Consider the following 23,119-nt stretch of genomic DNA (forward strand, 5'->3'; position numbering starts at 1 on the left):
GTGTCCGCCGGTGCCGGTGGTGGCGCTCCCGCCGCCGCCACCAGAACCGGCGCTGCCGAACAGCCCGGCGTTGCCGGCGGCCCCGCCGTTGCCGCCGTTGCCGCCGGCGAAGGTGGTCGCACCGCCCCCACCGCCGGTCCCACCGTTGCCCAAGAGCAGCCCGCCCGCTCCGGCGTTGCCGCCCGCGCCGCCAGCGCCGGTGCCGCTGCTGCCACCGGCCCCGCCGTGACCGCCGTTGCCGATCAATCCGGCAGCGCCGCCGTTACCACCCGCCAGCCCGCTGCCCGCCGCTTGGCTATAGCCTTTGCCGCCGTCTCCGAGGAGTAACCCGCCGGCCCCGCCATTGGGGTTCGCCGCCGTACCATCGGCTCCGTTGCCGATCAGCGGGCGCCCCAGCAACACCTGGGTGGGCTCATTGATCGCGTTGAACAGGGCCTGAATCGGCGAGGCGTTGGCGGCCTCGGCGGCCGCGTACGCGCCCGCTCCGGCATTCATGGTCTGTATGAATTGGGCGTGGAAGCTCGCGGCTTGAGCGCTGAGGGCCTGGTAGGCCTGGGCGTGCGTGTTGAACAGTGCCGCAATGGCCCCAGATATCTCATCGGCGCCGGCGGCCAGCACCGACGTCGTCGGGAACGCTGCGGCCGCATTCGCTACGTGGATAGTTGAACCGATATTGGCCAGATCTGAAACCGCCGCCTCCAGCATCTCCGTACTCGCCACCACGAACGACATCTCTGTCCTCCCCAAATCAAGCGGTTTTCGGCTGTGTCACTCGGTCGGATCGGGTGACCACCTGGCGTAAGGGGACATTAGCGCGACGATGCAGCGTGATTCGCACTTTCGGACATGATTGTTCGCCAGAACAACGAAACCGCCGCGGCCGTGGCGCTTCCACCCGGCCACTCGTCCACCAAATGCGCCCACACGCGGCCAGCACTGCGGGCCGGGCGCCGTCGCATCGTGGGAGCCCAATTCATTTCGCGCACAACGCTATCGGTTGGCCAACCACTCGGCCTGCATGGTCAGCAGCCCCAGCAACTCCTGCTGCGGGGCGGCCGGATCGAGTTCGCGGTAACGCTGATAGATGTTCACCACCACCCGTTCGGAGTCCAACCAGGTTGCGTACTCGCCGAGATCGATGGTGTCGACGGCCTCGACGAACGACAACCCTTTACGGTATGCGGCTTCGGCCTGTTCGCTGATGTGCACCAGGTAGCCACGGACAGCGCGGATTCCGTCGGAGTCGGTGACCGGGCCATGGCCGGGCACCACGACGGACGGCTCCAGCGCGATCATCGCGTCACAGGCCGCGATCCAGTTCTCGATCGGGCCGGCCCAGACAATCGGCGTGCAGCCGATGAACAACAAATCCCCGGCGAAGAGCACACCGGCGTCGGGCACGTGCACCACCGAATCGGCTGCGGTGTGTGCGGGTCCGAGGTTCAGCAGTTCCACTCGCCGCCCGCCGACCTCGATAGTCAACTGACGCTCGAAGGTCTGGTCGGCGTTGCGTACCGTGATGCCACCGAAGCCGAAGTGCCCGAAGCGGTCTCGCGCATAGCCGGTGGCGACCGGGCCCAGGTCCGCTGTTTGCAGCCGGGCCAGCATCTCCGGGTGCATGCCGTGCGCGATCTCCTCGGCCGTGCCTTGGGCGGCGATGATCCGCACCGAGGGATCCAACAGTTGGTTGCCGTGGGTGTGGTCGCCGTTGGAGTGGGTGATCAGCGCGTCGGTGATGGGCGCACGATCGGTGATCGGCTTCATCGCGTCCAGCATCTCGCGGGTCAGCGCGAGGTCGAACAACGTGTCCACCAACAGCGATGCCCCGTCGCCGGCGACCAGCCCGGCGTTGCTCCAGCCGTACCCTCCGTCCGGCAGCGTCCACGCCCATACCCGGTCGGCGACTTCATGGAGGCCCCGCGTGTAGGGCACCCGCGCCGGGGCCCGATTCACTCGGGCCCGCGCCGGCGGCGCGTCGGGGTTGCGGCGGGGCATCAGCGGATGGGGCGGTTTGCTCACGCGCACGGTCTGGCGCGTCTCGCCAAGTCCCTCGACGCGCAGGGTCACCACGTCGCCGTCGTGCAGCCAGCCCGGGAACGACTCGAGGTCACCCAGGTGCTCCACCAGCGTGCAGGTGGGCACCGTGCCCGAGCCGAACACGTCGCCGGGTCGCAGCAGCACCCCGCGGGAGGCGTAGGAAATCACCTCGCCGAACGTCCAGTCCATCGCCCCGGTCGAACCCGTGCCGATCACCGTGTCGTTGACCAACGCGGTGACCTGCAGGTGCAGCCTGCCGCCGCCGCGGTAGGGCTCCAGCTCATCCGGGGTGACCAGGTACGGGCCGAGGGTGACCCCGCTGTCCTTGCCCTTGGCCTGTCCGATCCGCAGCTGGCCCTCCAGCATCTGCAAGTCGCGTGCGGACCAGTCGTTGAAAATCGTGTAGCCGACGATCGATTGCTCGGCCTGCTCGACGGTCAGGTCCGTGCCGCCGGTTCCGATCACCGCGGCGATTTCCAACTCGAAGTCCTGCCAGGCACTTCCGGGTGCCATCGGCGCGTCGTCATAAGGCCCTAGAACCGTTGCCGGACAAGCGAAGTAGAACGCCGGGATGCGATACCAGGTGTCGACGAGCGCTCGGCCCCCGCCCATGGCCTGCTGGCAATTGCGCATATGGTCCAGGAAGCACAGCGAATCACGGATCGACGGCGGGCGCGGAATGGGCGCCGTCAGCGATACCTCGTCGAGGCTGACGACGGCAGCCGGTAAGCGCAACGCAGCCTCGCCGGCCGCGCGTAGCCCGTCGGCACCCCCGCCGAGCACGTCGAGCAGCGCCGATCCCGGTGGCAGCGCATAGATCTTGTCGCCGGAGAGCACGCCGGCCCGTTCGCCGTCGTCGCTGCGGTAGGTCACCCACTTCATTCCCGCACCACCTCACTCGGGTCCGTGTCCGGCCGCAGCCCACGCCAACTCGTTTGACGCAGCCGATTGTCGGGGGTCCATTCGCTATAGCGCACCTCGCCGACGAGCCTCGGCTCGACGAACGTGACGCCCTTAGCCTCACGCGCCGGAAGCGAAGCGCCGAAAGGATTCTCGTCGGTATGTAACGGCGCCAGCGTCCGTTTAAGGTTGTCCAGGTCGCGTTCGGTGAAACCGGTTCCGACGCGCCCGGCGAAGTACAGCCCGGAAGGGCCGGGAATACCCATCAGCAGCGAGCCGATGCCGCTGCTGCGACCGCCCTCCCCGGCCCGCCAGCCGCCGATGACGACGTCCTGGGTGTTCCAGTGCTTGTCCTTGATCCACGCTGCCGAACGCCGGCCCGGCTGATAACCGGAATCACGCCGCTTGGCGATCACACCCTCCCAGCCACGTTCGCGCGAGTACGCCATGGCCTCGGCTCCGTCGCCGGGCAGCAGCTCCGGAACAATGAGATGGGCTGCGGCGCCCAGGGTTTCCAGCAGCTTGCGCCGGTCCTGGTACTTGGCACGCAACAGCGAGCGGCCGTCGAGGTAGAGCAGGTCGAACGCCCAGAACTCGATGCGGGTGGCCCGGACCCGGTTCTGCATTTCGTTGAAGCTGGGCACGCCGGCGGCGTCGAGTGCGACCACCTCCCCGTCGAGCGCGGCGTGGTGATCGGCGAGGTCTGCTGCCAGCGAACGCAATTGCGGATATTCTTTGGTGACGTCACGACCGCTGCGGGAGCGCAGCCGCACGGTGCCATGGTCGGCCTCCACCAGCAACCGGTAGCCGTCCCACTTGCCTTCGAAGGCCCACTGTCGCGCCTTGAGACGGTCCACCGAACCGTGTGTGGTGAGCATCGGAGCCAGGGTGTCGAAGTCGAAGGCCTGCTGGTCTTTCATGCGATGCGCCAGCCACTGGTCACCGTTGGTTTGGATCAGCGCATACCGCCCGGAGATTCGATTGCCGTGCAGGTTGACGATCACTTCCCCTTTCTTGGCTCCCTTGTCGGCTCCGTCGCGGAACTTCTCGACGTCGTAGGTGCCGGCGTCCCAGATAATCACCTTCCCGGCGCCGTATTCACCCTTCGGGATCGTGCCCTCGAATGTCGCATATTCCAGCGGATGATCTTCGGTGCGCACCGCAAGATGGTTCACCGATGCGGTTTCCGGCAGGTTCTTCGGCACCGCCCACGACACCAGCACGCCGTCACGCTCCAACCGGAAGTCGTAGTGCAGCCGGCGGGCGTGGTGCTCCTGGATGACGAAGGTATTGCCTTGGCCGACAACGGGTCTGGACCGAGGCACCGGTTCGGGGGTCTTCGACGCGTCGCGCATGCTGCGGTACTTGGTCAGCCGGTCCACGCCGGGCAGGTCGGCATCCAGCGGCGCGAGCAGGTCCCCGTCGCGGGCCACCCGCGCCAGCACCTCGTCATAGCGGAGCTGGCCCAGCCCCGGGTCGTCCAGTTCGTCCCAGGTGCGGGGCGCGGCGACCGTCGGCTGGTCGCGGCCGCGCAGTGAATACGGCGCGATGGTGGTCTTGGACCCGTTGTTCTGGCTCCAGTCCAAGAACACCTTGCCCGCCCGCAGGCTCTTGGTCATGATCGCGGTGACCAGCGTGGGCATCGTCGTCTCCAGTTGTTGCGCAACGCGTTTGGCCAGCACCGTGGCACCTTTGCTGCTCACCGGCTCGTCCAGCGGGGCATACAGATGCAGGCCCTTGCTGCCACTGGTCAGCGGGAAGGTGCTCAGCCCGATACCGGTGATCAGCTCCCGGACCGCATGTGCGACCTCGACCAACTGTGCCATCGTCACGCCCTCGCCCGGGTCCAGGTCGAACACCAATCGGGTAGCCGGGCCGGGCTTCAACTGCTCCGCCTCGCTTCGCGTCCATTCGGCGATAAACCGCCACTGCGGCACATGCACCTCGAGCGCCGCCTGCTGGCCTATCCATGCCAGCCCTGTCGCGCTGTCGATGATCGGATACGTCGTGGTTCCGGACCGGTGCACGACGCTTGCCCGCGGCAACCAGTCCGGCGCTGACGACGCCAGCTGCTTTTCGAAGAACGAAGGTTGGCCGACTCCGTTGGGCCAGCGCTTGCGGGTCGCAGGACGACCGGCGATGTGCGGCACCATCACCTCCGCGATGCGGGTGTAGTAGTCGAAGACGTCGCCCTTGGTGGTCCCGGTCGCCGGATAGAGCACCTTGTCGGCGTTGGTCAGCTTGACCCGCTGCTCCATAGTGTCAACGTAACCTGTCGACCTGGCGTACGGGCCGGTGATCGGCGAAGCCCGGTGGAGCGGTTGCCGCCGAGCATGTGGGCGCCAGCCCGTTGCGAATGTAGCGGTCGGGTCGACGCGGCTGGGCCGTGATGTCGACCTGCCGGCCGACATCGGCGGCGACGCTGCCGCCCACCGGATAGCTGAATGTTCAAAGTCGTTGGGGCACAACGCGTTACTTGAAATAGCCGTGCCCGAAGGGCCACCGTGGTGGTGAGCATCGCCGCGGACGACTTCGCCGGCTATCCCTCGGGTCTGCGATGGCAGCCTTGCGGTATACCGCCCGGCCCGCCGCCCGGTTGGTGCGCCGAGTCGCCGTGGCGTCGCTGTTAACCGCCCCGCGTTGTGGGCATACTGACTGCATGCGCTCCATCTGGAAGGGCTCGATCGCCTTTGGGCTGGTAAACGTGCCGGTCAAGGTGTACAGCGCCACCGAAGACCATGACATCAAGTTCCATCAGGTCCACGCCAAGGACAACGGACGTATTCGCTACAAGCGCGTGTGCGAGGTGTGCGGCGAGGTGGTCGAATACGGCGACCTGACGCGCGCCTACGAATCCGATGACGGCCAGATGGTGGTCATCACCGACGACGACATCGCCACGTTGCCCGAAGAGCGCAGCCGTGAAATCGAGGTGCTCGAGTTCGTGCCCGCTAGCGAAGTCGATCCGATGATGTTCGACCGCAGCTACTTCTTGGAGCCGGACTCGAAGTCTTCGAAATCCTATGTACTGCTGGCAAAGACACTCGCCGAAGCCGAACGGATGGCGATCGTGCACTTCACGCTGCGCAACAAGACACGGCTGGCGGCGTTGCGGGTCAAGGATTTCGGTAAGCGCGACGTCATGGTGGTGCATACCTTGTTATGGCCGGACGAGATTCGCGACCCCGACTTCCCGATACTGGACAAGAAAGTCGAGATCAAACCGGCGGAGCTCAAGATGGCCGGCCAGGTGGTGGAGTCCATGGCCGAAGACTTCAACCCGGACCGCTATCGCGACACCTACCAGGAGCAGCTGCGAGAACTAATCGACGCCAAACTCGAAGGCGGAGAAGCGTTTACCACCGAGGAGCAACCGACCGAACTGGACGAGACCGAGGACGTCTCCGATCTGCTGGCCAAACTGGAAGCCAGCGTCAAGGCGCGTTCTGGTGACAAGGAACAACCGCCGAGCAAGACGGCCAAGAAGACAACGGCCAAGCAGACGGCCAAGAACACACCGGCGGCAAAAAAGGCCCCCGCGAAACAGACGTCCAGGTCCTGACCTGGATGGCCGCCGTTGACCTATGCTCGTCGTGCTGCCGAGAGGAGTATTGCGTGAAGTTCACTCGATCCGGACGAACTCGAGCCGCGCTGACCCTGCTCCTGGTCAGCGCTATGGTCTTGACAGCCTGCGGCGGCCATTCCGGCAACACGTCGTCGTCGTCGGGATCCAGCACGCCCAGCGTCCCGGTGGACTGCGGCGGCAAGAAGAAACTCCTGGCGGCGGGGTCGACGGCGCAAAAGAATGCGATCGAACAGTTCGTTTACGCCTACATTCATGCCTGCCCCGGACACACGCTGGACTACAACGCGAACGGTTCGGGTGCCGGCATGAAGCTCTTCCTGGGCAACCAGACCGATCTGGCGGGCTCGGATTCCCCGATGGATCCGGCCAAAGGTGAGCCCGACAAGGCCGCGGCGCGGTGCGGGTCGGAAGCGTGGGACCTGCCGGTGGTCTTCGGCCCGATCGCAGTCACCTACAACATCAACGGCGTGAGCACGCTCAAATTGGACGGCCCCACCTTGGCGAGGATTTTCAACGGCGCCATCACCAAGTGGGACGACCCGGCGATCGCCTCCCTCAACTCGGGCGTCAACCTGCCGTCGACACCCATCCACGTCGTCTTCCGCAGCGATCAGTCCGGCACCACCGACAACTTCCAGAAATACCTCGATGCCGCTTCCAACGGCGCGTGGGGCAAGGGCACCGGCCAGACGTTCAACGGAGGCGTCGGCGAGGGCGCCGCGGGCAACGACGGCACGTCGCAGGCGCTCAAGCGAACCGACGGGTCGATCACGTACAACGAGTGGTCTTATGCGGTGGGTCATCAACTGAACATGGCTCAGATCATCACCTCGGCCGGCCCGGATCCGGTGACGATCACCGCCGAGACCGTCGGTAAGACCATTGCCGGGGCCACATTCAAGGGTCAGGGCAACGACCTGGTGGTGGACACGTCCTCGTTCTATCGGCCGACCAAGACCGGCGCCTATCCGATCGTGCTGGTGACCTACGAGATCGTCTGCTCGAAATATCCCGATGCGCCCACCGGTGCCGCCGTAAAAGCGTTTATGCAGGCCACAATTGGCGACGGCCAGATCGGTTTGGACGAGTACGGCTATATTCCGCTGCCGAGTTCGTTCCAATCGAAATTGATCCCGGTGGTCAACGCCATCGCGTGATCGGCACTGTCCCTGGCGAGGGAACGCCGGCGCCGGCGGGTCGGGCGGCATTGCGCCGCGGGCGGATCGAATCGCCAAGTGTCGCAACGGTCTCGGCGGGCAGCGGGTGCCGCGGTGCTCAACCAGCCCGGATTTCATCCTGAGCCGCGGGTCAGAAATCACTGAGAGTAAGCCCGATTTTGTTGTGTGCCCTGTCTTTGAGGATTTACCGTGTGTTAACCAACGGTGTCCGGTGGATCGGCGGGCCGGACGAAGGGAGCGTCGACGGTGAGCGAGACCGAGCCGGGTTCGCGGGTTGGGTCGCGCTTCGGGCCGTACCGGTTGGTCCGGTTGATCGGCCGCGGCGGCATGGGCGAGGTTTACGAAGCCGAGGACACGCGCAAGCACCGGACAGTGGCGCTGAAGCTGATTTCGACCCAGTACTCCGAGAACCCGGTGTTTCGCGCGCGGATGCAACGTGAGGCCGACACCGCGGGACGGCTGACGGAACCGCACATCGTGCCGATCCACGACTACGGCGAGATTGATGGCCAGTTCTATGTGGAGATGCGGCTCATCGACGGCGTGTCACTGCGCACGATGCTGACCCAATACGGTCCGCTCGCCCCGGCACGAGCAGTGGCCATCGTGCGGCAGGTCGCCGCCGCGCTCGACGCCGCACACACCAGTGGGGTTACCCACCGCGACGTCAAGCCCGAAAACGTTCTCGTGGCTGCCAACGACTTCGCCTATCTGGTTGATTTCGGCATCGCGCGTGCCGCCCACGACCCGGGGCTGACCCAGAGCGAGATGGCCGTAGGGACCTACAACTACATGGCCCCGGAACGATTCACCGCCGATGAGGTCACCTACCGCGCCGACATCTACGCGCTGGCCTGCGTCCTGGGCGAATGCCTCACCGGGGCGCCGCCCTATCGGACCGACAGTGTCGAACGGCTGATCGCCGCACATCTCCTGGAGCCGCCGCCGCGGCCCAGCGTGCTGCGGCCCGGACGCATCCCGCCGGCCCTGGATCAGGTGATCGCCAAGGGAATGGCCAAGAATCCCCTGGACCGCTATATGAGTGCGGGCGATCTGGCGATCGCCGCCCACGACGCGCTCACCATGCCCGAGCAGCGCCAGGAGGCCACCATCTTGGAGCGGGGCGACAACGCAACGCTGATCGCCGAAACGAGTTTCGCGGGCGCCTGGACCAACTACACCGGCGCGGGTCCCCAGCCCCAGCCCCCGCCCCAGGTTCCGCCGCCGCTGGCTCCTCGACCGCAGTACCCGGGCGAGGACGAGACCGTGGCCCGGCCGGTGCCGTCCAGCCTGCGCGGATGGCGGGAGCAACCGCACAGCTCCGAGCACCAGACCCGGGCCGCCCCGGTCGCCGGGGGCCCCGGTTGGCCCAGCCAGCCGGGCCTGTCTTCCGCCGGTCAGGGTCCGGTCGGCCAGGGTCCCCGCTCCGCCGCTGGCATGCCGTCGTTCAGCCAGCCGTCCCTATCCCAACCGGCCAGTCCGCCTCGCGGCAAGCGCAAGGTGTGGATGATCGCGGCCGCCGTCGCGGCCGTCATCCTGGTGGTGGCCGGCATCAGCGTCTTCGTGGCCACCAGGCCGAAGGGCTCGGCACCGCCACAAGGTCAGGTGGTCATGCCCTTCAACGGCCTCAACTTCCGTTTCTCCCCGGGCGGGGTCGCGGTCGACGACCAGGGCACCGTTTACGTCACCAACCAGACCATGTACGGCCGGGTGGTGGCGTTACCGGCGGGGTCCAGCACGCCGACGGTGAAACCGTTCAACGGGCTGTACGAGCCTCAGGGGCTGGCCGTCGACGGCTCCGGCACCATCTACGTCAGCGATTTCAACAACCGGGTGGTGTCGTTGGCGGCCGGGTCGAATCGCCAGGTCGAGTTGCCGTTCAGCGGTCTCAACTATCCAGAAGGCGTCGCGGTGGACGCCCAGGGCGGCGTCTACGTCGCCGACCGGGGAAACAACCGGGTGGTGAAGTTGGCGCCCGGCTCGACCAGCCAGACGGTGCTGCCATTCAACGGCCTGAAGAACCCCGATGGCGTGGCCGTGGACACCGACGGGAACGTCTATGTCACCGACACCGACAATAACCGGGTGGTCAAGCTGGAGGCCGGCACCAGCAATCAATCCGTACTCCCATTCACCAGCCTGACCGCGCCCTGGGGTATCACGGTGGACGGTGCCGGCAACGTCTATGTCACCGAACACGACAACAATGCGGTGGCCAAGCTGCCGGCCGGCGCAACCGCTTCCACCGAGCTGCCGTTCACCGGCCTCAACACCCCGTTGTCGGTTGCCGTCGACAAGAAGGGCAATGTCTACGTCGCCGACCGCGGCAACGGCAGGGTGCTCAAACTCGCCCAGGCTTCATAGGCGCGCGCCGGTTCCCCTTATCGAGCGACCAGGAAGCGAATTCCCTTTCGGATCAAGGCGATCGTCGGGGCCCGGGTGGCCACGAAGCGAATCCCCGCCGCGAGCAGATTGATCACTCCCACCAGAATGATCAGCGTCAGCGCGGCACCCCACACCCGCAGGAAGCCGGCGTGTTCGGGGTTGGTGAGTTCGGTGTAGATCAGCAACGGCAGCGACGCCATGTTGCCGTTGAAGATGTCGAGGTTGATCGAACGGCTGTATCCGACCAGCACCAGCACCGGGGCGGTCTCGCCGATGATGCGCGCCAGCGCCAGCAGGACGCCAGACACAATGCCCGGCATTGCGATCGGGACGACGATGCGCACGATCGTCTTCCATTTCGGAACGCCCAACGCATAACTGGCTTCGCGCAGCTCGTCGGGCACCAACCGCAGCATCTCCTCGGTGGAGCGCACCACCACCGGCAGCATCAACAGGACCAGCGCCAAGGACACCGCGAACGCGCTCTGCTGAAATCCCAGGGTGGCGATCCACAGACTGAAGATGAACAGCGCCGCCACAATCGAGGGCACCCCGGCAAGGACGTCGACCATGAACGTGGTTACCCGCGCCATCCTGCCGGTGCCGTATTCGACCAGGTAGATCGCAGTCATCAGACCCAGCGGCACGGCCAGCGCGGCTGCCACCCCGGCCTGCACCAGCGTCCCGTACAGCGCGTGATACACGCCCCCGGCGAACTCCTCGGGCAGCACGCCGCGCAACGAATGAGTCCACCAGTCCACCCGGACGATCGCGTACCAGCCGCGCTGGATCACCACCCACAACAACCACACCAGCGGCACCAACGCGATGGCGAACGAGCTGAAGAACACCACGGTCGCCAGGCTGTTCTTGATCCGCCGCGCCAGGCTCAGCGGACGAAACACCACCGCTTTGACCGGCCTGTCCAAGGCGTCGAGGGTCATCCGTTGACCTTCCCGCCGGCCACGGCACGTGCGGCGGCGTTGACCAAAAAGGTCAGGACGAACAACGCGAACCCGGCCGAAATGTAGGCGCCGGTCGGCAGCGGTTCGCTGAACTCCGAAGCCGCCGAGGCGATCTTGGATGCGAACGTGTAACCGCCGTCGAACAGCGACCAGCTTCCCGGCCGGGCCGCCGACCGCAAGATGATCAGCACCGCCACGGTTTCGCCCAGCGCACGGCCCAAACCGAGCATCGACGCCGCGATGACACCGCTGCGGCCGAACGGCAGCACCGTCATTCGCACCACCTCCCATTTCGTGGCGCCCAGCGCCTGGGCGGCTTCGATCTGGATGAGCGGTGTCTGACGGAACACTTCACGGGATACCGACGTGACGATCGGCAGGATCATCACGGCCAACACGATCCCCGCGGTGAAGATGGTGCCGCCGCCGGCCAGTGAAACATTGCCCTTCTTGAACAAGAAGAGCCACCCCAGGTGGCGGTTGAGGAACTGCGCGACCGGCTCCAGCTGCGGTGCCAGCACGAAGATGCCCCACAGCCCGAAAACGATCGACGGCACCGCGGCCAGCAGATCCACGATCGCGCCGAACGGGCGCGACAGCCGTCTGGGCGCATAGTGGGTGAGGAACACCGCGATCCCCACCGCAACCGGTACGGCCAGCGCCAGCGCGGTGATCGAACTGAGCACCGTGACCATGAACAGGTCGCGGATGCCGAACGCCAGTTTCTCGTCGTCAGCGGTGTTGAACTCGGCGCTAGTGAAGAAATTCACGTGGTTGGCGCGCAACGACGGGACGGCGCGAAGCAGCAGGAACACCGCGATCAGCGCGATGGCGACCACGATGGTGAAACCGGCGGCCGATGCCGCCGACTTGAACAGCCGGTCCGCCCGCCGGGACGCGCGCGCGTCGACCTCTACCAGCGCGGGCTTGGCCAGCGGGCCTCGGACCACGTCGACCCCAGATCAGGCGATGGCGTTCACCGCGGTCGACAACCTCGACTTGAACCCGTCCGGAATGGGGATATAGCCGTTGTCGGCCAGACCATTCTGACCGGCGCCGATGGTCGACTGCAGGAATGCTTTCACCGCCGTGCCTACTTGGGAGTCAGGGTATTTGGAGCAGACGATTTCGTAGGTCGCCAGCACGATCGGGTAGGACCCGGGCTGTGTTGGCCGGTAGAACGAGACCGTGTCCAGCACCAGGTCGTTGCCCTGCCCCTTGATCGTGGCCCCGGCGATCGTCTTTCCGACCGACTCGGTGCTGATCGCCACCGCTTCCGGTCCGGCCGAGGTGACGATCTTGGCCATGTTCAGATGCTGCGCCTGAGCGAACGACCACTCGTTGTAGGTGATGGACCCTTCGGTGCCCTTCACCGCGGCCGACGTACCGTCGTTGCCCTTGGCGCCCTCGCCGACACCGCCCGCGAACGTCTTTCCGGCGCCCTTGCCCCACGCGCCGTTGGAAGCCGCGTCGAGGTAACGCTGGAAGTTGTCGGTGGTACCGGACTCGTCGCTGCGGAACACCACGTGAATGGGAGTCGCTGGCAGGTTGGTGCCCGAGTTGAGGGCCTGGACCGCCGGATCGTTCCAGGTAGTGATGGTGCCATTGAAGATCTTTGCCAGGGTGGGGCCGTCCAGGTTCAGCGAACTGACGCCGTTGATGTTGTAGGTGACCGCGATCGGGCCGAACACCACCGGCAAATTCCACGCCGGGGAGCCGCCGCAGCGCTGTTGGGCCGCCGCAGCCTCGTCCTTGCTCAGCGGCGAATCCGAACCACCGAAATCGGTTTGGTTTCCGTTGAATTCGCTGATCCCCGCGCCCGAGCCGTTGCCGGTGTAGTTGAGCGTCTGACCGGGGCAGGCCTGCTCGAATGCCTTGACGAAGCGCGTCATCGCGTTGGCCTGGGCGGTGGACCCGCTGGCTTTGAGTGTCTTCTTCCCGCCGCAATTGACGTTGCCCGACGATTGGCCCGTCGTAGACCCGCCCCCGCTGGCGTTATTGTCGCTGCCACACCCGGACAAGAGCAGAGCGCCCGAAGCCAGGATACTCAGCGTGGCGCCAAATCCGTTGAGTTTCAATTCAGTTCCTAACGGTAGACATTCGCCGGACCGCACTCGGTCACGGCGCGCAAACCAGCCGCTTCTCTCGCAGCACGAGGCTACAGTAACAATCGGCAGTCTTGAACGAGTTCATCAGGCAGTCGCCGCGCAGACACATGGCGTTCGTCGAACCTGATCGGCCGACCAAACACATTTGCGGCTCGCGCCGGCCGACCGGGGTGTCCGGAGGCGTTACATCCTTGCGCCGCTGTGAGAAAGTAGAACCCGTTCCAGAAATACCCGCAGCCCAGACGGCGAGGGAAGCTGCCGTCTCGGCCGACAACCGAAACGAGGCCGCAGTGATCCTCGACAGGTTCCGTCTCGACGACCAAGTCGCCGTCATCACCGGGGGCGGCCGCGGTCTGGGTGCTGCTATCGCGTTGGCCTTCGCCGAGGCCGGCGCCGACGTCGTCATCGCCTCGCGGACTCAATCCCAGCTCGACGAGGTCGCCGAACAGGTTCGTGCCACCGGGCGTCGTGCTCACGTCGTCGCCGCCGACCTGGCCCATCCCGAGGTCACCGCGGAGCTGGCCAGTCAGGCGGTCGAGGCGTTCGGAAGACTAGACATCGTCGTCAACAACGTCGGCGGCACCATGCCCAACACGTTGCTGACCACCTCTACCAAGGACCTCCGGGACGCTTTCACCTTCAACGTCGCCACCGCCCACGCGCTGGTCGTCGCGGCCGTGCCGCTGATGCTGGAGCACTCGGGAGCCGGCAGCATCATCAACATCACCTCGACCATGGGCCGGCTCGCCGGACGTGGTTTCGCGGCCTACGGCACCGCAAAGGCCGCCCTGGCCCACTACACCCGGCTGGCGGCCTTGGATCTGTGTCCACGCATCCGGGTCAATGCGATCGCGCCGGGTTCGATCCTCACCTCCGCACTGGACGTGGTGGCCGCCAACGACGAGCTGCGTGCGCCGATGGAGCAGGCCACGCCGCTGCGCCGGCTCGGCGATCCCGTCGACATCGCCGCTGCCGCAGTGTATTTGGCCTCGCCCGCGAGCAGCTTCCTGACCGGCAAGGTGTTGGAGGTCGACGGCGGCCTCACTCGCCCCAACCTGGACATCCCCGTCCCAGACCTGTAAGCCGTGACCCGCGAGCAGTCGCAAAAGCGCCGACCCGCCGGGCGTGTCGGGCGCTTTTGCGGCTGCTCGCGGTCCAACCCGCAAGGAGCCAGCATGCCCATACCCGTCGTCCAGCTCGGCACCGGCAACGTCGGCATTCATTCGCTGCGGGCGCTCATCACCAACCCGGCCTACGAGCTCACCGGGGTGTGGGTGTCATCGGATGCGAAGGCCGGAAAGGACGCGGCCGAGCTCGCCGGATTCACCACGCCACGGCGTCAAGGCCAGCACCGACCTGGACGCGGTACTGGCCACCGGACCGCAGTGCGCCGTCTACAACGCGATGGCCGACAACCGGCTCTCGGAGGCGCTGGACGACTATCGGCGGGTCCTGGCGGCCGGGGTGAACATCGTCGGCAGTGGGCCGGTTTTCCTGCAGTACCCGTGGCAGGTAATCCCCGACGAGCTGGTCATGCCACTGGAAGATGCTGCGCGCGAAGGTAATTCGAGCCTCTATGTCAGCGGCATCGACCCTGGTTTCGCCAACGACCTGCTGCCGCTGGCGCTGGCCGGCACCTGCCAGAGCATCGAGCAGATCCGTTGCATGGAGATCGTCGACTACGCCACCTATGACAGTGCCGTCGTCATGTTCGACGTGATGGGATTCGGCAAGCCGATCGACGAGATTCCGATGCTGCTGCAGCCCGGTGTGCTGAGTTTGGCCTGGGGTTCGGTGGTGCGCCAACTGGCTGCCGGCCTTGGCCTTACCGTCGACGTCGTCGAGGAGGTGTACGTCCGCGAACCGGCTCCGGAGGCCTTCGACATCGCCTCGGGCCACATCCTCCAAGGCAGTGCCGCCGCGCTGCGGTTCGAGGTGCTGGGCCTGGTCGACGGCGCGCCGGCCGCGGTGCTCGAACACGTCACCCGGCTGCGCGCAGACCTGTGCCCGGATTGGCCGCAGCCCGCACAGCCGGGCGGCTCGTATCGCATCGAGATCACCGGCGAACCCTCCTAAGCCATGGACATCTGTCTGAGCAGCCGCCACGGCGATCACAACCATGCCGGACTGGTCGCCACGGCGATGCGGCTCGTCAACGCGATCCCGGCGGTGGTGGCCGCCGAACCGGGTATCCGCACGACCCTCGATCTGCCCTTGATCACCGGTAAGGGCCTTTACGGCGTCGGCGAGTAGTTCGATCGCGCGGTGGCCCGCCGGCCAGGTTTCGGCTAACCTCACTTTTTTGTTCGAGGTTTTGTTCGAGGTTTTGTTCGAGGTCGTGGATCGAAGGTCGGTGAGTTGGCGCAGGACACCCAGGCCTCGTTGAAGACCAGCTGGTATCTGCTCGGACCGGCCTTCGTCGCGGCAATCGCCTACGTCGACCCCGGCAACGTCGCCGCCAACGTCAGCTCCGGCACGCAGTTCGGCTACCTACTTCTGTGGGTGATCGTCGCCGCCAACGTGATGGCCGGGCTGGTCCAGTACCTGTCGGCGAAGCTGGGGCTGGTCACGGGAGACTCCCTGCCCGAGGCGATTGGCAAGCGGATGGGCCGTCCGGCTCGGCTCGCCTACTGGGCGCAGGCCGAGATCGTGGCAATGGCAACGGACGTGGCCGAGGTCATCGGCGGGGCCATCGCGCTGCGCATCCTGTTCGACGTGCCGCTGCCCGTCGGCGGGATCATCACCGGGGTCATCTCGCTGCTGCTGTTGACGGTTCAGGACCGCCGCGGCCAGCGCCTGTTCGAACGGGTCATCACCGGTTTGCTGATGGTCATCGCTGTCGGCTTCACCGCCAGTTTCTTCGTTGCGACGCCACCGTCGGATGCCGTCCTGGCCGGGCTCATCCCGCGGTTCCGCGGAGCCGAGAGCGTGCTCTTGGCCGCGGCCATCCTCGGCGCCACCGTCATGCCGCACGCCGTGTATCTGCATTCGGGTCTGGCCCGCGACCGCCACGGGCACCCCGAACCGGGGCCGTTCCGGCGCCGGCTGCTGCGGGTCACCCGCTGGGATGTCGGCCTGGCGATGGTGCTCGCCGGCGGGGTGAACGCCGCCATGCTGCTGGTCGCCGCGCTCAACATGCGTGGTCGCGGCGATACGGCGTCGATCGAAGGCGCCTACGCCGCGGTGCGCGACACGCTGGGCGCGACGATCGCGGCGCTGTTTGCGATCGGATTGCTGGCCTCGGGTCTGGCGTCGGCTTCGGTGGGCGCCTATGCCGGGGCGACGATCATGAAGGGACTGCTGCACTGGTCTGTCCCGATGGCGGTGCGCCGGTTGGTCACGCTGTGCCCTGCGGTGGCGCTCCTGGCCATCGGTGTCGACCCGACCCGCACGCTGGTGCTCTCGCAGGTGGTGCTGTCGTTCGGCATCCCCTTCGCGGTGCTGCCGCTGGTCCGGCTGACCAGCGACCCGCAGGTGATGGGTAGCGATACCAACCACCGCGCCACCACCGTCGTCGGCTGGGTGGTCGCAGTGATGATCAGCCTGCTCAACGCGGTGCTGATTTGCCTGACTGCGGTGGGGTGATCGGCCTGCATCACCCCATTTTGGGACGGCCATTTCCGCAGGTGGGGCAAGATGAGTAACGTCGTCGTCCCTGAGCCCCCGGGAGGTCAGCTTTGCTACCCGGCATCCGCGTCGCGATCTCATGGTGAACGCTCACCAGCCCTACTTCGCATACGGCTCCAACCTGTGCGTCCGCCAGATGGCGGCGCGCTGCCCCGACGCGGCTGATCCGCGGCCGGCGGTGCTGTCGGACCACGACTGGCTGATCAACCAGCGCGGGGTAGCCACCGTCGAGCCGTTCACCGGAAGCCAGGTGCACGGGGTGCTCTGGCAGGTCTCCGACGACGACCTGACCACCCTGGACAACGCCGAGGGGGTACCGGTCCGCTACCGGCGCTACCGGTGCAGCGTGCACACCGACACCGGACCGACGCCGGCCTGGGTGTACATCGACCACCGGGTCACTGCCGGCCCGCCCCGGCCCGGCTATCTGCCCCGCATCATCGACGGAGCCGTCCACCATGGGCTGCCGCAGCGCTGGATCGACTTCCTGCACCGCTGGGACCCCGCGCGCTGGCCGCGGGCCAACCCGCGGGCCACGTCGGAGCCTGCGCCGCAATCACTTTCAGCGCTGTTGCGTGAGCCCGGAGTACGCGAGGTCAGTACGCTGCGGTCGCGTTTCGGCTTTCTTGCCATCCACGGCGGCGACTTGGAGAAGACGACCGACGTGATCGCCGAACGCGCCGCCGAGGCCGCCGACGCACCGGTGTATCTCGTTTGGCATCCCGACCGATATCCGCACCACCTCCCTTCGGCCCGGTTCGACCCGGCGGAGTCGGCATGGCTCGCGGAGTTCTTGAACCACGTCGACGTCGCGGTCTCGCTGCCCGGCTACCAGATCGTCACCGATCTGGAGGCCATTCCGCTGGAGTTGCGTGGCTTGCATTCCGGCAATCCGGTCAACCGGGTACGCGGCGGCGGAACCCAACTGGAGCTGTCGGCGCGCGTGCGGGGGCTCAGCCCGCGCAGTCCCCTGCCGGGAGCCGACGGCCTGTCCCCGGTCACCGCGGCGCTGGTGGGGGAACTGGTGGCCGCGGCGCGTTCCTGGTAAGTGTCGTTGTGGGTGAACGGAGGTTGTTGGTGGCCAAGGACTTTCGCTTCGGACTCAGTGTTCGCTTCATCAAATCGCGGTCGGCGCTGCAGGAGAAGGTGCGGCGGGCCGAAGATCTCGGGTTCGACGTCCTGTGTGTGCCCGATCATCTCGGCGCGGCGGCCCCCTTTCCGACGCTGACCGCGGCGGCCATGGTCACTACGAGAATCCGGCTGAGCATGTACGTGCTCAACGCCGCGTTCTACAAGCCGGCCCTGCTCAGTCGCGAGGTCGAGGCGCTGGACCTGATCAGCGACCACCGGCTCGAAGTAGGCCTGGGCACCGGTTATGTCCGCGAGGAGTTCGAGGCCGCCGAGTTGCCCTACCCCAGCGCCGGAGCGCGGGTCGACTATCTCGAACACATGACGGCCTACCTCACAGAGCATCATCCTGAGGTGCCGATTCTGATCGCCGGAAACGGCGACCGGGTGATGACGCTAGCTGCCCGGCACGCCGACATCATCGGACTGACCGGCGCCAAGGTTCACGACGCCGAAGACCCGCTGGCCGAGCGGGTCGAGTTCGTCCGCAAGGCCGCCGGCGAGCGGTTCGATGCGCTCGAACTGAACCTGGCGATCACGGCGGTGCCGGCCGCGGGTGAGCGCATTCCGAATCTGGCGCTGACCCGCAGGTACACGCCGGGTTTGTCCGACGAGGAAATACTGGCACTGCACTCGGTGCTCAGCGGGTCACCGCGTGAGATCGCCGACACGTTGTCGGCCTACCGCGACAGATACGGCGTGACGTCGTTCACCGTGCAGGACACTCACATCGACAACTTCGCGAAGGTGATCGCCGAACTGCGTTGAACGGTTCGTGGCGAGCTTCGCACCAGCAGACGCCACCGGGCTCAGCGGTACTGCACGATGCCCAGGCCGTCGATGCGGCGGAAATCCGCCACGTTGGCGGTAACGATCGGGATGCCCAAACGCAAACTCGTACAACCGATCCACAGGTCATTGCTGCCAATCAGTTCGCCGCGGCGACGCAACTCACGCACGATTCTCGCGTAGGTAAACGCGATCTGATCATCCACCTGAACGAGGACATGGCCCTCGCGCATGGCGTTGAGGACTGGGTGCTGCGCTCCGTCGAACCCTTCGGCGAACTCGCCGAGCGCGATCGTGGAAAGGTAAAGCTCTGCGTCCGGCGAGCGTTTGAGGAATCGATGCGCAGCACCGTCGTCGCCAGTGGATCGTTCGCGCTGCAGGTCGATCAGAAACGTCGTGTCGACGCTCACCCGCAGAGCCATGGATCCTCAGGTGGCGCGTCAGCGTGCTGTGCTTCATCGAGGCGCATGAGAACGTCGCCGGTAACCGTCGGTAGCTCAGCGAGCGCATCGAGAAGTGCTGCTGCCGTGGGCATTTCGTTGCGCCAATGTGCCCGCTTGATGACCTGGGAGAACGATTCGTTGGGCGACCGCCGAGCTGCCCGAAGACGCTCATAGGCGTCGAGATCGATCGATATGGTCTTGGTAGCCACAATGCATGTATACATGCATGGATCTGTGCATGCAACAGCCGGTCAGCCGGGAAGCGATCGCGGCAGCCCGAACGCCGGGAGTACGTCGTTGTCGAACCGGGTGAGCGCGCAGATCCGCTCGCCGGTCAGGGTGAGCACGAGCAGCCCGGCGCCGTGGCGCACACCGCGGCCCGATCGAAGGTAAGCCCCGAACGCCAGCTGACCGTTGGCCCGAGTGGGCACCAGATCATAACCGCGGTCGGCATGAAAGACGGTGGCGTAGAAGCGGGCGACGGTGTCGCGGCCGTGGTATTCCAGCGGAATCGGCGGCATGGACACCCGGACACCGTCGGTCAGCAGCTCGACGAGTGCATCGACATCACCGGATTGGTAAGCGTGGACGAACTTCGCCACCAGCGCCCGTTCGGCCGGTGAGTCGGGTGCAGGAGGCCCCGCGTCGCCCGCTGGCGGCATGCGCCGCTGCACCGCGGCACGGGCACGTTTAAGGGCACTGTTCACCGATTCGACTGTGCTGTCGAGCATTTCGGCAACTTCGTTGGCGTGGTAACCGAGCACCTCGCGCAGGATGAGCACGGCGCGCTGACGAGCGGGCAGCAGCTGCAGCGCGGTCATGAAGGCCAAGGAGATGGCTTCGGTTTGTTCGTAGCGGGCCTCTGTGCCCACCGGCGCGCGTCCGGCGTCCGCGAGCAGTGCGTCAGGAAATGGCTCAAGCCAGACGATTTCGCCGAAGCTGTTCGGCTCGGGCGGTTCGATGCCGGCAACGTCCCACTCCTTGGCCGGGCGCCTCCTGGCTGAGCGCAGCATGCTGAGGCATTGGTTGGTGGCGATGCGATACAGCCAGGTGCGCACCGAGGCGCGGCCCTCGAAACGGTCAAGGCCTCGCCACGCGGCCAGCAGGGTGTCCTGCAGCGCGTCCTCGGCGTCATGCAGCGAACCCAGCATCCGGTAGCAGTGCACCTGTAGCTCCCGACGGTGCGGTTCGGTCAGTTCACGAAATGCGTCGCCGTTGCCGGCGCGCGCCCGGGCGATCAGATCGGTGGTCATCACCTCTGCACCTTCGCGTTCATGTCTTCCGGCGATCGCCGGCTTTTCAGTATTGACGCCGGGCCGGGCACAAATTGGGCGCACCGGGTGCGCCCAATTTCGCGATGCGGCCGCCTCTACTTCTTCGACAGCTGCACATCCGTTGCGAGGAGCTACTTATGAGCATTGCGGACAAGACGGTATTGGTGACCGGGGCCAACCGCGGAATCGGTCAGGCACTGGTGCACGAGGCCTTGAACAGAGGCGCGCGGCGCGTGTACGCCGCGGCGCGCCGGCCCGGGACGCACCCGGATGCCCGTGTCACGCCGTTGACCCTGGACGTGACCGATGCCAGGCAGATCCAGCGCGCGGTCGAGCAGGTCGAGGCGCTCGACATTCTGGTCAACAACGCGGGCGTCGCCGATTACGACGACCTCAGCGACCGCTCGGTGCTGGAGCGCCATCTCGCGGTGAACCTGTTCGGGACCTTTGACGTGACACAGGCGTTTCTGCCGTTGCTGATCCGGTCGCGCGGAGCCGTCGTCAACAACCTGTCGGTCAATGCGGTGGCCCCGTTGCCGGTCATCCCCGCGTATTCGATCTCCAAGGCGGCCGCGTTCAGCTTGACGCAGTCGCTGCGCGTCCTGCTGGCCGGACGCGGCGTCCGGGTACATGCCGTACTGACCGGCCCGGTGGACTCCGACATGACCCGCGGCTTCGACATCCCCAAGGCCGCCCCGAAGTCGGTGGCGCGAGCCATCTTTGACGGGGTGCAGCACGCCGACGAGGAGATCTTCCCGGATCCGATGTCGGAGTCGGTGGCCCATAGCTGGCGCATCGGCGCGGCCAAAATGCTCGAGCGCCAATACGCGGCACTGCTGGATCCCCAGCCGGTCCAGTAGCCGAAGAGAGCACAACGATGAGTGACTTATCCGGCACGACGGCGGTGGTGGTGGGGGCCAGCCGCGGCTTGGGACGCGGGATCGCTAGTGCGTTCGCCGAGGCGGGCGCCCAGGTGGTTGCCGTCGCCAGGAACGATCGCGCGCTTACCGAGCTATCGCAGACAAGCCCGAACATTCGCGTCGAGGTCGCCGACGCGGCCGATGCGACGCTGGCATGGAGCCTGCTGGACCGCTACCGGCCGCGCAGTCTGATCCTGGTCGCGGGAGCCAACCCGGTGATGCGTCCGCTGCACCACCAGACGTGGGAGACCTTTTCGGTCAACTGGCATACCGACGTCAAGATCGCGTTCATCTGGCTGCGTGAAGCGCTGCTGCAGCCACTGCCGCCGGGCAGCCGGGTTGTGGTGGTCAGCAGCGGAGCAGCCGTCAACGGATCCCCGGCCAGCGGCGGCTACGCGGGGGCCAAGGCCACCCAGCGGTTCATCGCCGGATACGCCCAGGAGGAGGCCCGTCGGGCTGACCTGGACATGAGCGTCACGACGGTGCTGCCCCGGATGACCCCGTTGGGTGACGTCGGCCGCCGCGGGATCCGCGCCTACACGGCCCGCAGCGGCCAGCCCGAAGCGGCCTTCGTGCGGCAGCTGGGGAACGTGTTGACCCCGGAGATCGCCGGTTCGGCCCTGGTGGGCCTCGTCGCGGCGGACCCGTCGACCGTTGCGCCGGCCTACCTGCTCACCGGTGCCGGGCTGACGCCGGCGCCCTGAACTTTTCCAGATCCACACCACGGCCGCCGCGGCGGCGAAAGGAGAAGACCCATATTGCTCGACAACAAGAACGCGGTCATCTACGGGGCCGGTGGAGCCGTCGGAAGCGCGGTGGCTCGCGCGTTCGCTCGCGAAGGGGCGCGTGTGTTTGTGACCGGACGCCGCCTCGACGGCATCGAGGGGCTCGCCAACGAGATCCGCGCTGCCGGCGGGTCGGCGGAAGCGGCTCGGGTCGACGCCCTCGACGAGCGGGCGGTGACCAACCACCTCGACGCCGTCGTCGACACGGCGGGGACGGTCGATATTTCGTTCAACGCCATCGGCATTCCGCAACAGGGCATGCAGGGCATCCCGCTCACCGACCTGGCGGTGGAGAGCTTCTCGCTGCCGATCACCACCTATGCGCGGGCGCACTTTGTGACCGGTCGAGCCGCCGCCCGGCACATGATCGACCAGAAATCGGGCGTGGTCTTGATGCACACCCCGGAACCGGCGCGGTTGGGCATACCGCTGCTGGGCGGCATGAGTCCGGCCTGGGCGGCCATGGAAGCGCTCAACCGCTCCTTTTCGGCGGAGTGGGCGTCCCACGGGGTGCGTGCGGTGTGCCTGCGGACCACGGGCATCGAAGAAACCCCGACGATCGACGTGGTCTTCGGATTGCACGCCAACGCTTATCAGGTCACCAGCGAGGAATTCGCGGCGACCATGGCCGCCAACAGCCATCGCAAACACGCGACTACCCTGGTCGAACTCACGCAGGCGGCGGTCTTCCTGGCCTGTGACCGGGCCGCCGCGATGACCGGTACGGTTGCCAACCTGACTGGTGGAATCATCGTCGACTAGGGTCGAATTACCTTGTTAATAGCCGATTTTCACGCATTTGGTGCCGCTGCGCCGAGCCAGCCGCGCAGGGACGTCGGCAGTGTCACCGACGCCGAACTCGGATTGCCCACGCGTTGTGTCGGTTGGAGCGCCGAAGACCTGATCGCTGACATGAAGACGATACGAGGCGATCCCGGACCCGCTGTTGCGCACTGTCGCAATGGATTCCGACGTCCGCGCGGCATTCGACGGA

General features: G+C 66.4%; 19 protein-coding genes and 1 pseudogene. 11 read left to right on the forward strand and 9 right to left on the reverse strand.

From position 1 onward, the window contains the following. From EET13_RS22985 to EET13_RS22995, 3 genes are all read right to left on the reverse strand, one after another. Nucleotides 1-732: PE family protein (locus EET13_RS22985; protein WP_136623232.1), on the reverse strand; the 732-nt coding region annotated here is incomplete at its 3' end. A 258-nt stretch (nucleotides 733-990) separates the two neighbouring features. Continuing rightward, nucleotides 991-2,919, reverse strand: coding sequence for a fumarylacetoacetate hydrolase family protein (locus EET13_RS22990; RefSeq protein ID WP_122444430.1), 1,929 nt, complete (start codon nucleotides 2,917-2,919; stop codon nucleotides 991-993). Beyond that, nucleotides 2,916-5,195, reverse strand: coding sequence for an ATP-dependent DNA ligase (locus tag EET13_RS22995; protein ID WP_122444431.1), 2,280 nt, complete (start codon nucleotides 5,193-5,195; stop codon nucleotides 2,916-2,918). The genes EET13_RS22990 and EET13_RS22995 overlap by 4 nt, the downstream gene beginning before the upstream one ends. Before the next feature lie 401 nt (nucleotides 5,196-5,596). On the opposite strand from EET13_RS22995, the gene ku reads away from it, so the two are divergent. From ku to EET13_RS23010, 3 genes are all read left to right on the forward strand, one after another. Continuing rightward, nucleotides 5,597-6,499: a non-homologous end joining protein Ku gene (gene ku, locus EET13_RS23000; protein ID WP_122444432.1), complete on the forward strand. Its 903-nt coding sequence runs from the start codon at nucleotides 5,597-5,599 to the stop codon at nucleotides 6,497-6,499. Between the two features lie 53 nt (nucleotides 6,500-6,552). After that, nucleotides 6,553-7,680, forward strand: coding sequence for a phosphate ABC transporter substrate-binding protein PstS (pstS, locus tag EET13_RS23005; RefSeq protein WP_244604066.1), 1,128 nt, complete (start codon nucleotides 6,553-6,555; stop codon nucleotides 7,678-7,680). Between the two features lie 267 nt (nucleotides 7,681-7,947). Then, entirely contained in the window at nucleotides 7,948-10,065 is a 2,118-nt protein-coding gene (locus EET13_RS23010) for a serine/threonine-protein kinase PknD (RefSeq protein ID WP_122444434.1), read from the forward strand. A 17-nt stretch (nucleotides 10,066-10,082) separates the two neighbouring features. Here the strand turns inward: EET13_RS23010 and pstA are convergent, their stop codons facing one another. From pstA to pstS (EET13_RS23025), 3 genes are read right to left on the reverse strand one after another with little or no spacing between them, the layout of a single operon-like run. Further along, nucleotides 10,083-11,030 carry a phosphate ABC transporter permease PstA gene (gene pstA, locus EET13_RS23015; protein ID WP_122444435.1) on the reverse strand — a complete coding sequence of 316 codons (948 nt, stop codon included), beginning with the start codon at nucleotides 11,028-11,030 and terminating at the stop codon, nucleotides 10,083-10,085. Further along, on the reverse strand, nucleotides 11,027-12,001 hold the full coding sequence (gene pstC, locus EET13_RS23020) for a phosphate ABC transporter permease subunit PstC (RefSeq protein ID WP_122444436.1): 975 nt from the start codon (nucleotides 11,999-12,001) through the stop codon (nucleotides 11,027-11,029). The genes pstA and pstC overlap by 4 nt, the downstream gene beginning before the upstream one ends. Before the next feature lie 12 nt (nucleotides 12,002-12,013). Further along, nucleotides 12,014-13,129 (reverse strand): phosphate ABC transporter substrate-binding protein PstS, encoded by a 1,116-nt coding sequence (gene pstS / locus EET13_RS23025; RefSeq protein WP_122444437.1) that lies wholly within the window; start codon nucleotides 13,127-13,129, stop codon nucleotides 12,014-12,016. Nucleotides 13,130-13,449: 320 nt separating this feature from the next. Between pstS (EET13_RS23025) and EET13_RS23030 the strand changes: the two genes are divergently transcribed. The 5 genes and pseudogenes from EET13_RS23030 (at nucleotide 13,450) to EET13_RS23050 (ending at nucleotide 18,682) form a co-directional block, all read left to right on the forward strand. Further along, complete coding sequence (locus EET13_RS23030; RefSeq protein WP_122444438.1) at nucleotides 13,450-14,241, forward strand: SDR family oxidoreductase; 792 nt, start codon at nucleotides 13,450-13,452, stop codon at nucleotides 14,239-14,241. A 93-nt stretch (nucleotides 14,242-14,334) separates the two neighbouring features. Further along, nucleotides 14,335-15,412, forward strand: a pseudogene (locus EET13_RS23035) (NAD(P)H-dependent amine dehydrogenase family protein). A 105-nt stretch (nucleotides 15,413-15,517) separates the two neighbouring features. Next, the gene (locus EET13_RS23040; protein ID WP_122444439.1) at nucleotides 15,518-16,744 is read left to right on the forward strand and encodes an Nramp family divalent metal transporter; all 1,227 of its coding nucleotides are present in this window, start codon (nucleotides 15,518-15,520) and stop codon (nucleotides 16,742-16,744) included. 124 nt (nucleotides 16,745-16,868) lie between these two features. After that, the gene (locus EET13_RS23045; RefSeq protein ID WP_280177890.1) at nucleotides 16,869-17,834 is read left to right on the forward strand and encodes a poly-gamma-glutamate hydrolase family protein; all 966 of its coding nucleotides are present in this window, start codon (nucleotides 16,869-16,871) and stop codon (nucleotides 17,832-17,834) included. A gap of 23 nt (nucleotides 17,835-17,857) precedes the next feature. Next, nucleotides 17,858-18,682, forward strand: a complete 825-nt coding sequence (locus EET13_RS23050) for an LLM class F420-dependent oxidoreductase (protein WP_122444458.1) — start codon at nucleotides 17,858-17,860, stop codon at nucleotides 18,680-18,682. 41 nt (nucleotides 18,683-18,723) lie between these two features. Here the strand turns inward: EET13_RS23050 and EET13_RS23055 are convergent, their stop codons facing one another. The 3 genes from EET13_RS23055 to EET13_RS23065 are packed head-to-tail and all read right to left on the reverse strand — an operon-like array spanning nucleotide 18,724 to nucleotide 20,399. Beyond that, nucleotides 18,724-19,113: a type II toxin-antitoxin system VapC family toxin gene (locus tag EET13_RS23055; RefSeq protein ID WP_244604067.1), complete on the reverse strand. Its 390-nt coding sequence runs from the start codon at nucleotides 19,111-19,113 to the stop codon at nucleotides 18,724-18,726. Then, nucleotides 19,110-19,355: an antitoxin VapB family protein gene (locus EET13_RS23060; RefSeq protein WP_122444459.1), complete on the reverse strand. Its 246-nt coding sequence runs from the start codon at nucleotides 19,353-19,355 to the stop codon at nucleotides 19,110-19,112. Before EET13_RS23060 ends, EET13_RS23055 begins: the two co-directional genes overlap by 4 nt. Nucleotides 19,356-19,397: 42 nt before the next feature. Beyond that, nucleotides 19,398-20,399 (reverse strand): sigma-70 family RNA polymerase sigma factor, encoded by a 1,002-nt coding sequence (locus tag EET13_RS23065; protein ID WP_122444442.1) that lies wholly within the window; start codon nucleotides 20,397-20,399, stop codon nucleotides 19,398-19,400. A gap of 158 nt (nucleotides 20,400-20,557) precedes the next feature. Between EET13_RS23065 and EET13_RS23070 the strand changes: the two genes are divergently transcribed. The 3 genes from EET13_RS23070 to EET13_RS23080 are packed head-to-tail and all read left to right on the forward strand — an operon-like array spanning nucleotide 20,558 to nucleotide 22,887. Beyond that, complete coding sequence (locus EET13_RS23070; protein ID WP_168991320.1) at nucleotides 20,558-21,280, forward strand: SDR family NAD(P)-dependent oxidoreductase; 723 nt, start codon at nucleotides 20,558-20,560, stop codon at nucleotides 21,278-21,280. Between the two features lie 17 nt (nucleotides 21,281-21,297). Further along, nucleotides 21,298-22,044 carry an SDR family oxidoreductase gene (locus EET13_RS23075; RefSeq protein ID WP_122444443.1) on the forward strand — a complete coding sequence of 249 codons (747 nt, stop codon included), beginning with the start codon at nucleotides 21,298-21,300 and terminating at the stop codon, nucleotides 22,042-22,044. A gap of 54 nt (nucleotides 22,045-22,098) precedes the next feature. Continuing rightward, nucleotides 22,099-22,887 carry an SDR family NAD(P)-dependent oxidoreductase gene (locus tag EET13_RS23080; RefSeq protein WP_244604068.1) on the forward strand — a complete coding sequence of 263 codons (789 nt, stop codon included), beginning with the start codon at nucleotides 22,099-22,101 and terminating at the stop codon, nucleotides 22,885-22,887. The last annotated feature ends 232 nt before the right edge of the window (nucleotides 22,888-23,119 follow it).

This window comes from Mycobacterium attenuatum, from assembly GCF_900566085.1.
In the GTDB taxonomy this organism is placed as follows: domain Bacteria; phylum Actinomycetota; class Actinomycetes; order Mycobacteriales; family Mycobacteriaceae; genus Mycobacterium; species Mycobacterium attenuatum.

Excerpts from the sequence above, each read along its gene's own strand:
- EET13_RS22990 (WP_122444430.1), bottom strand. The coding sequence starts at position 2,919 with ATGAAGTGGGTGACCTACCGCAGCGACGACGGCGAACGGGCCGGCGTG.
- EET13_RS22995 (WP_122444431.1), bottom strand. The coding sequence starts at position 5,195 with ATGGAGCAGCGGGTCAAGCTGACCAACGCCGACAAGGTGCTCTATCCG.
- ku (WP_122444432.1), top strand. The coding sequence starts at position 5,597 with ATGCGCTCCATCTGGAAGGGCTCGATCGCCTTTGGGCTGGTAAACGTG.
- pstA (WP_122444435.1), bottom strand. The coding sequence starts at position 11,030 with ATGACCCTCGACGCCTTGGACAGGCCGGTCAAAGCGGTGGTGTTTCGT.
- EET13_RS23065 (WP_122444442.1), bottom strand. The coding sequence starts at position 20,399 with ATGACCACCGATCTGATCGCCCGGGCGCGCGCCGGCAACGGCGACGCA.
- EET13_RS23070 (WP_168991320.1), top strand. The coding sequence starts at position 20,558 with ATGAGCATTGCGGACAAGACGGTATTGGTGACCGGGGCCAACCGCGGA.
- EET13_RS23075 (WP_122444443.1), top strand. The coding sequence starts at position 21,298 with ATGAGTGACTTATCCGGCACGACGGCGGTGGTGGTGGGGGCCAGCCGC.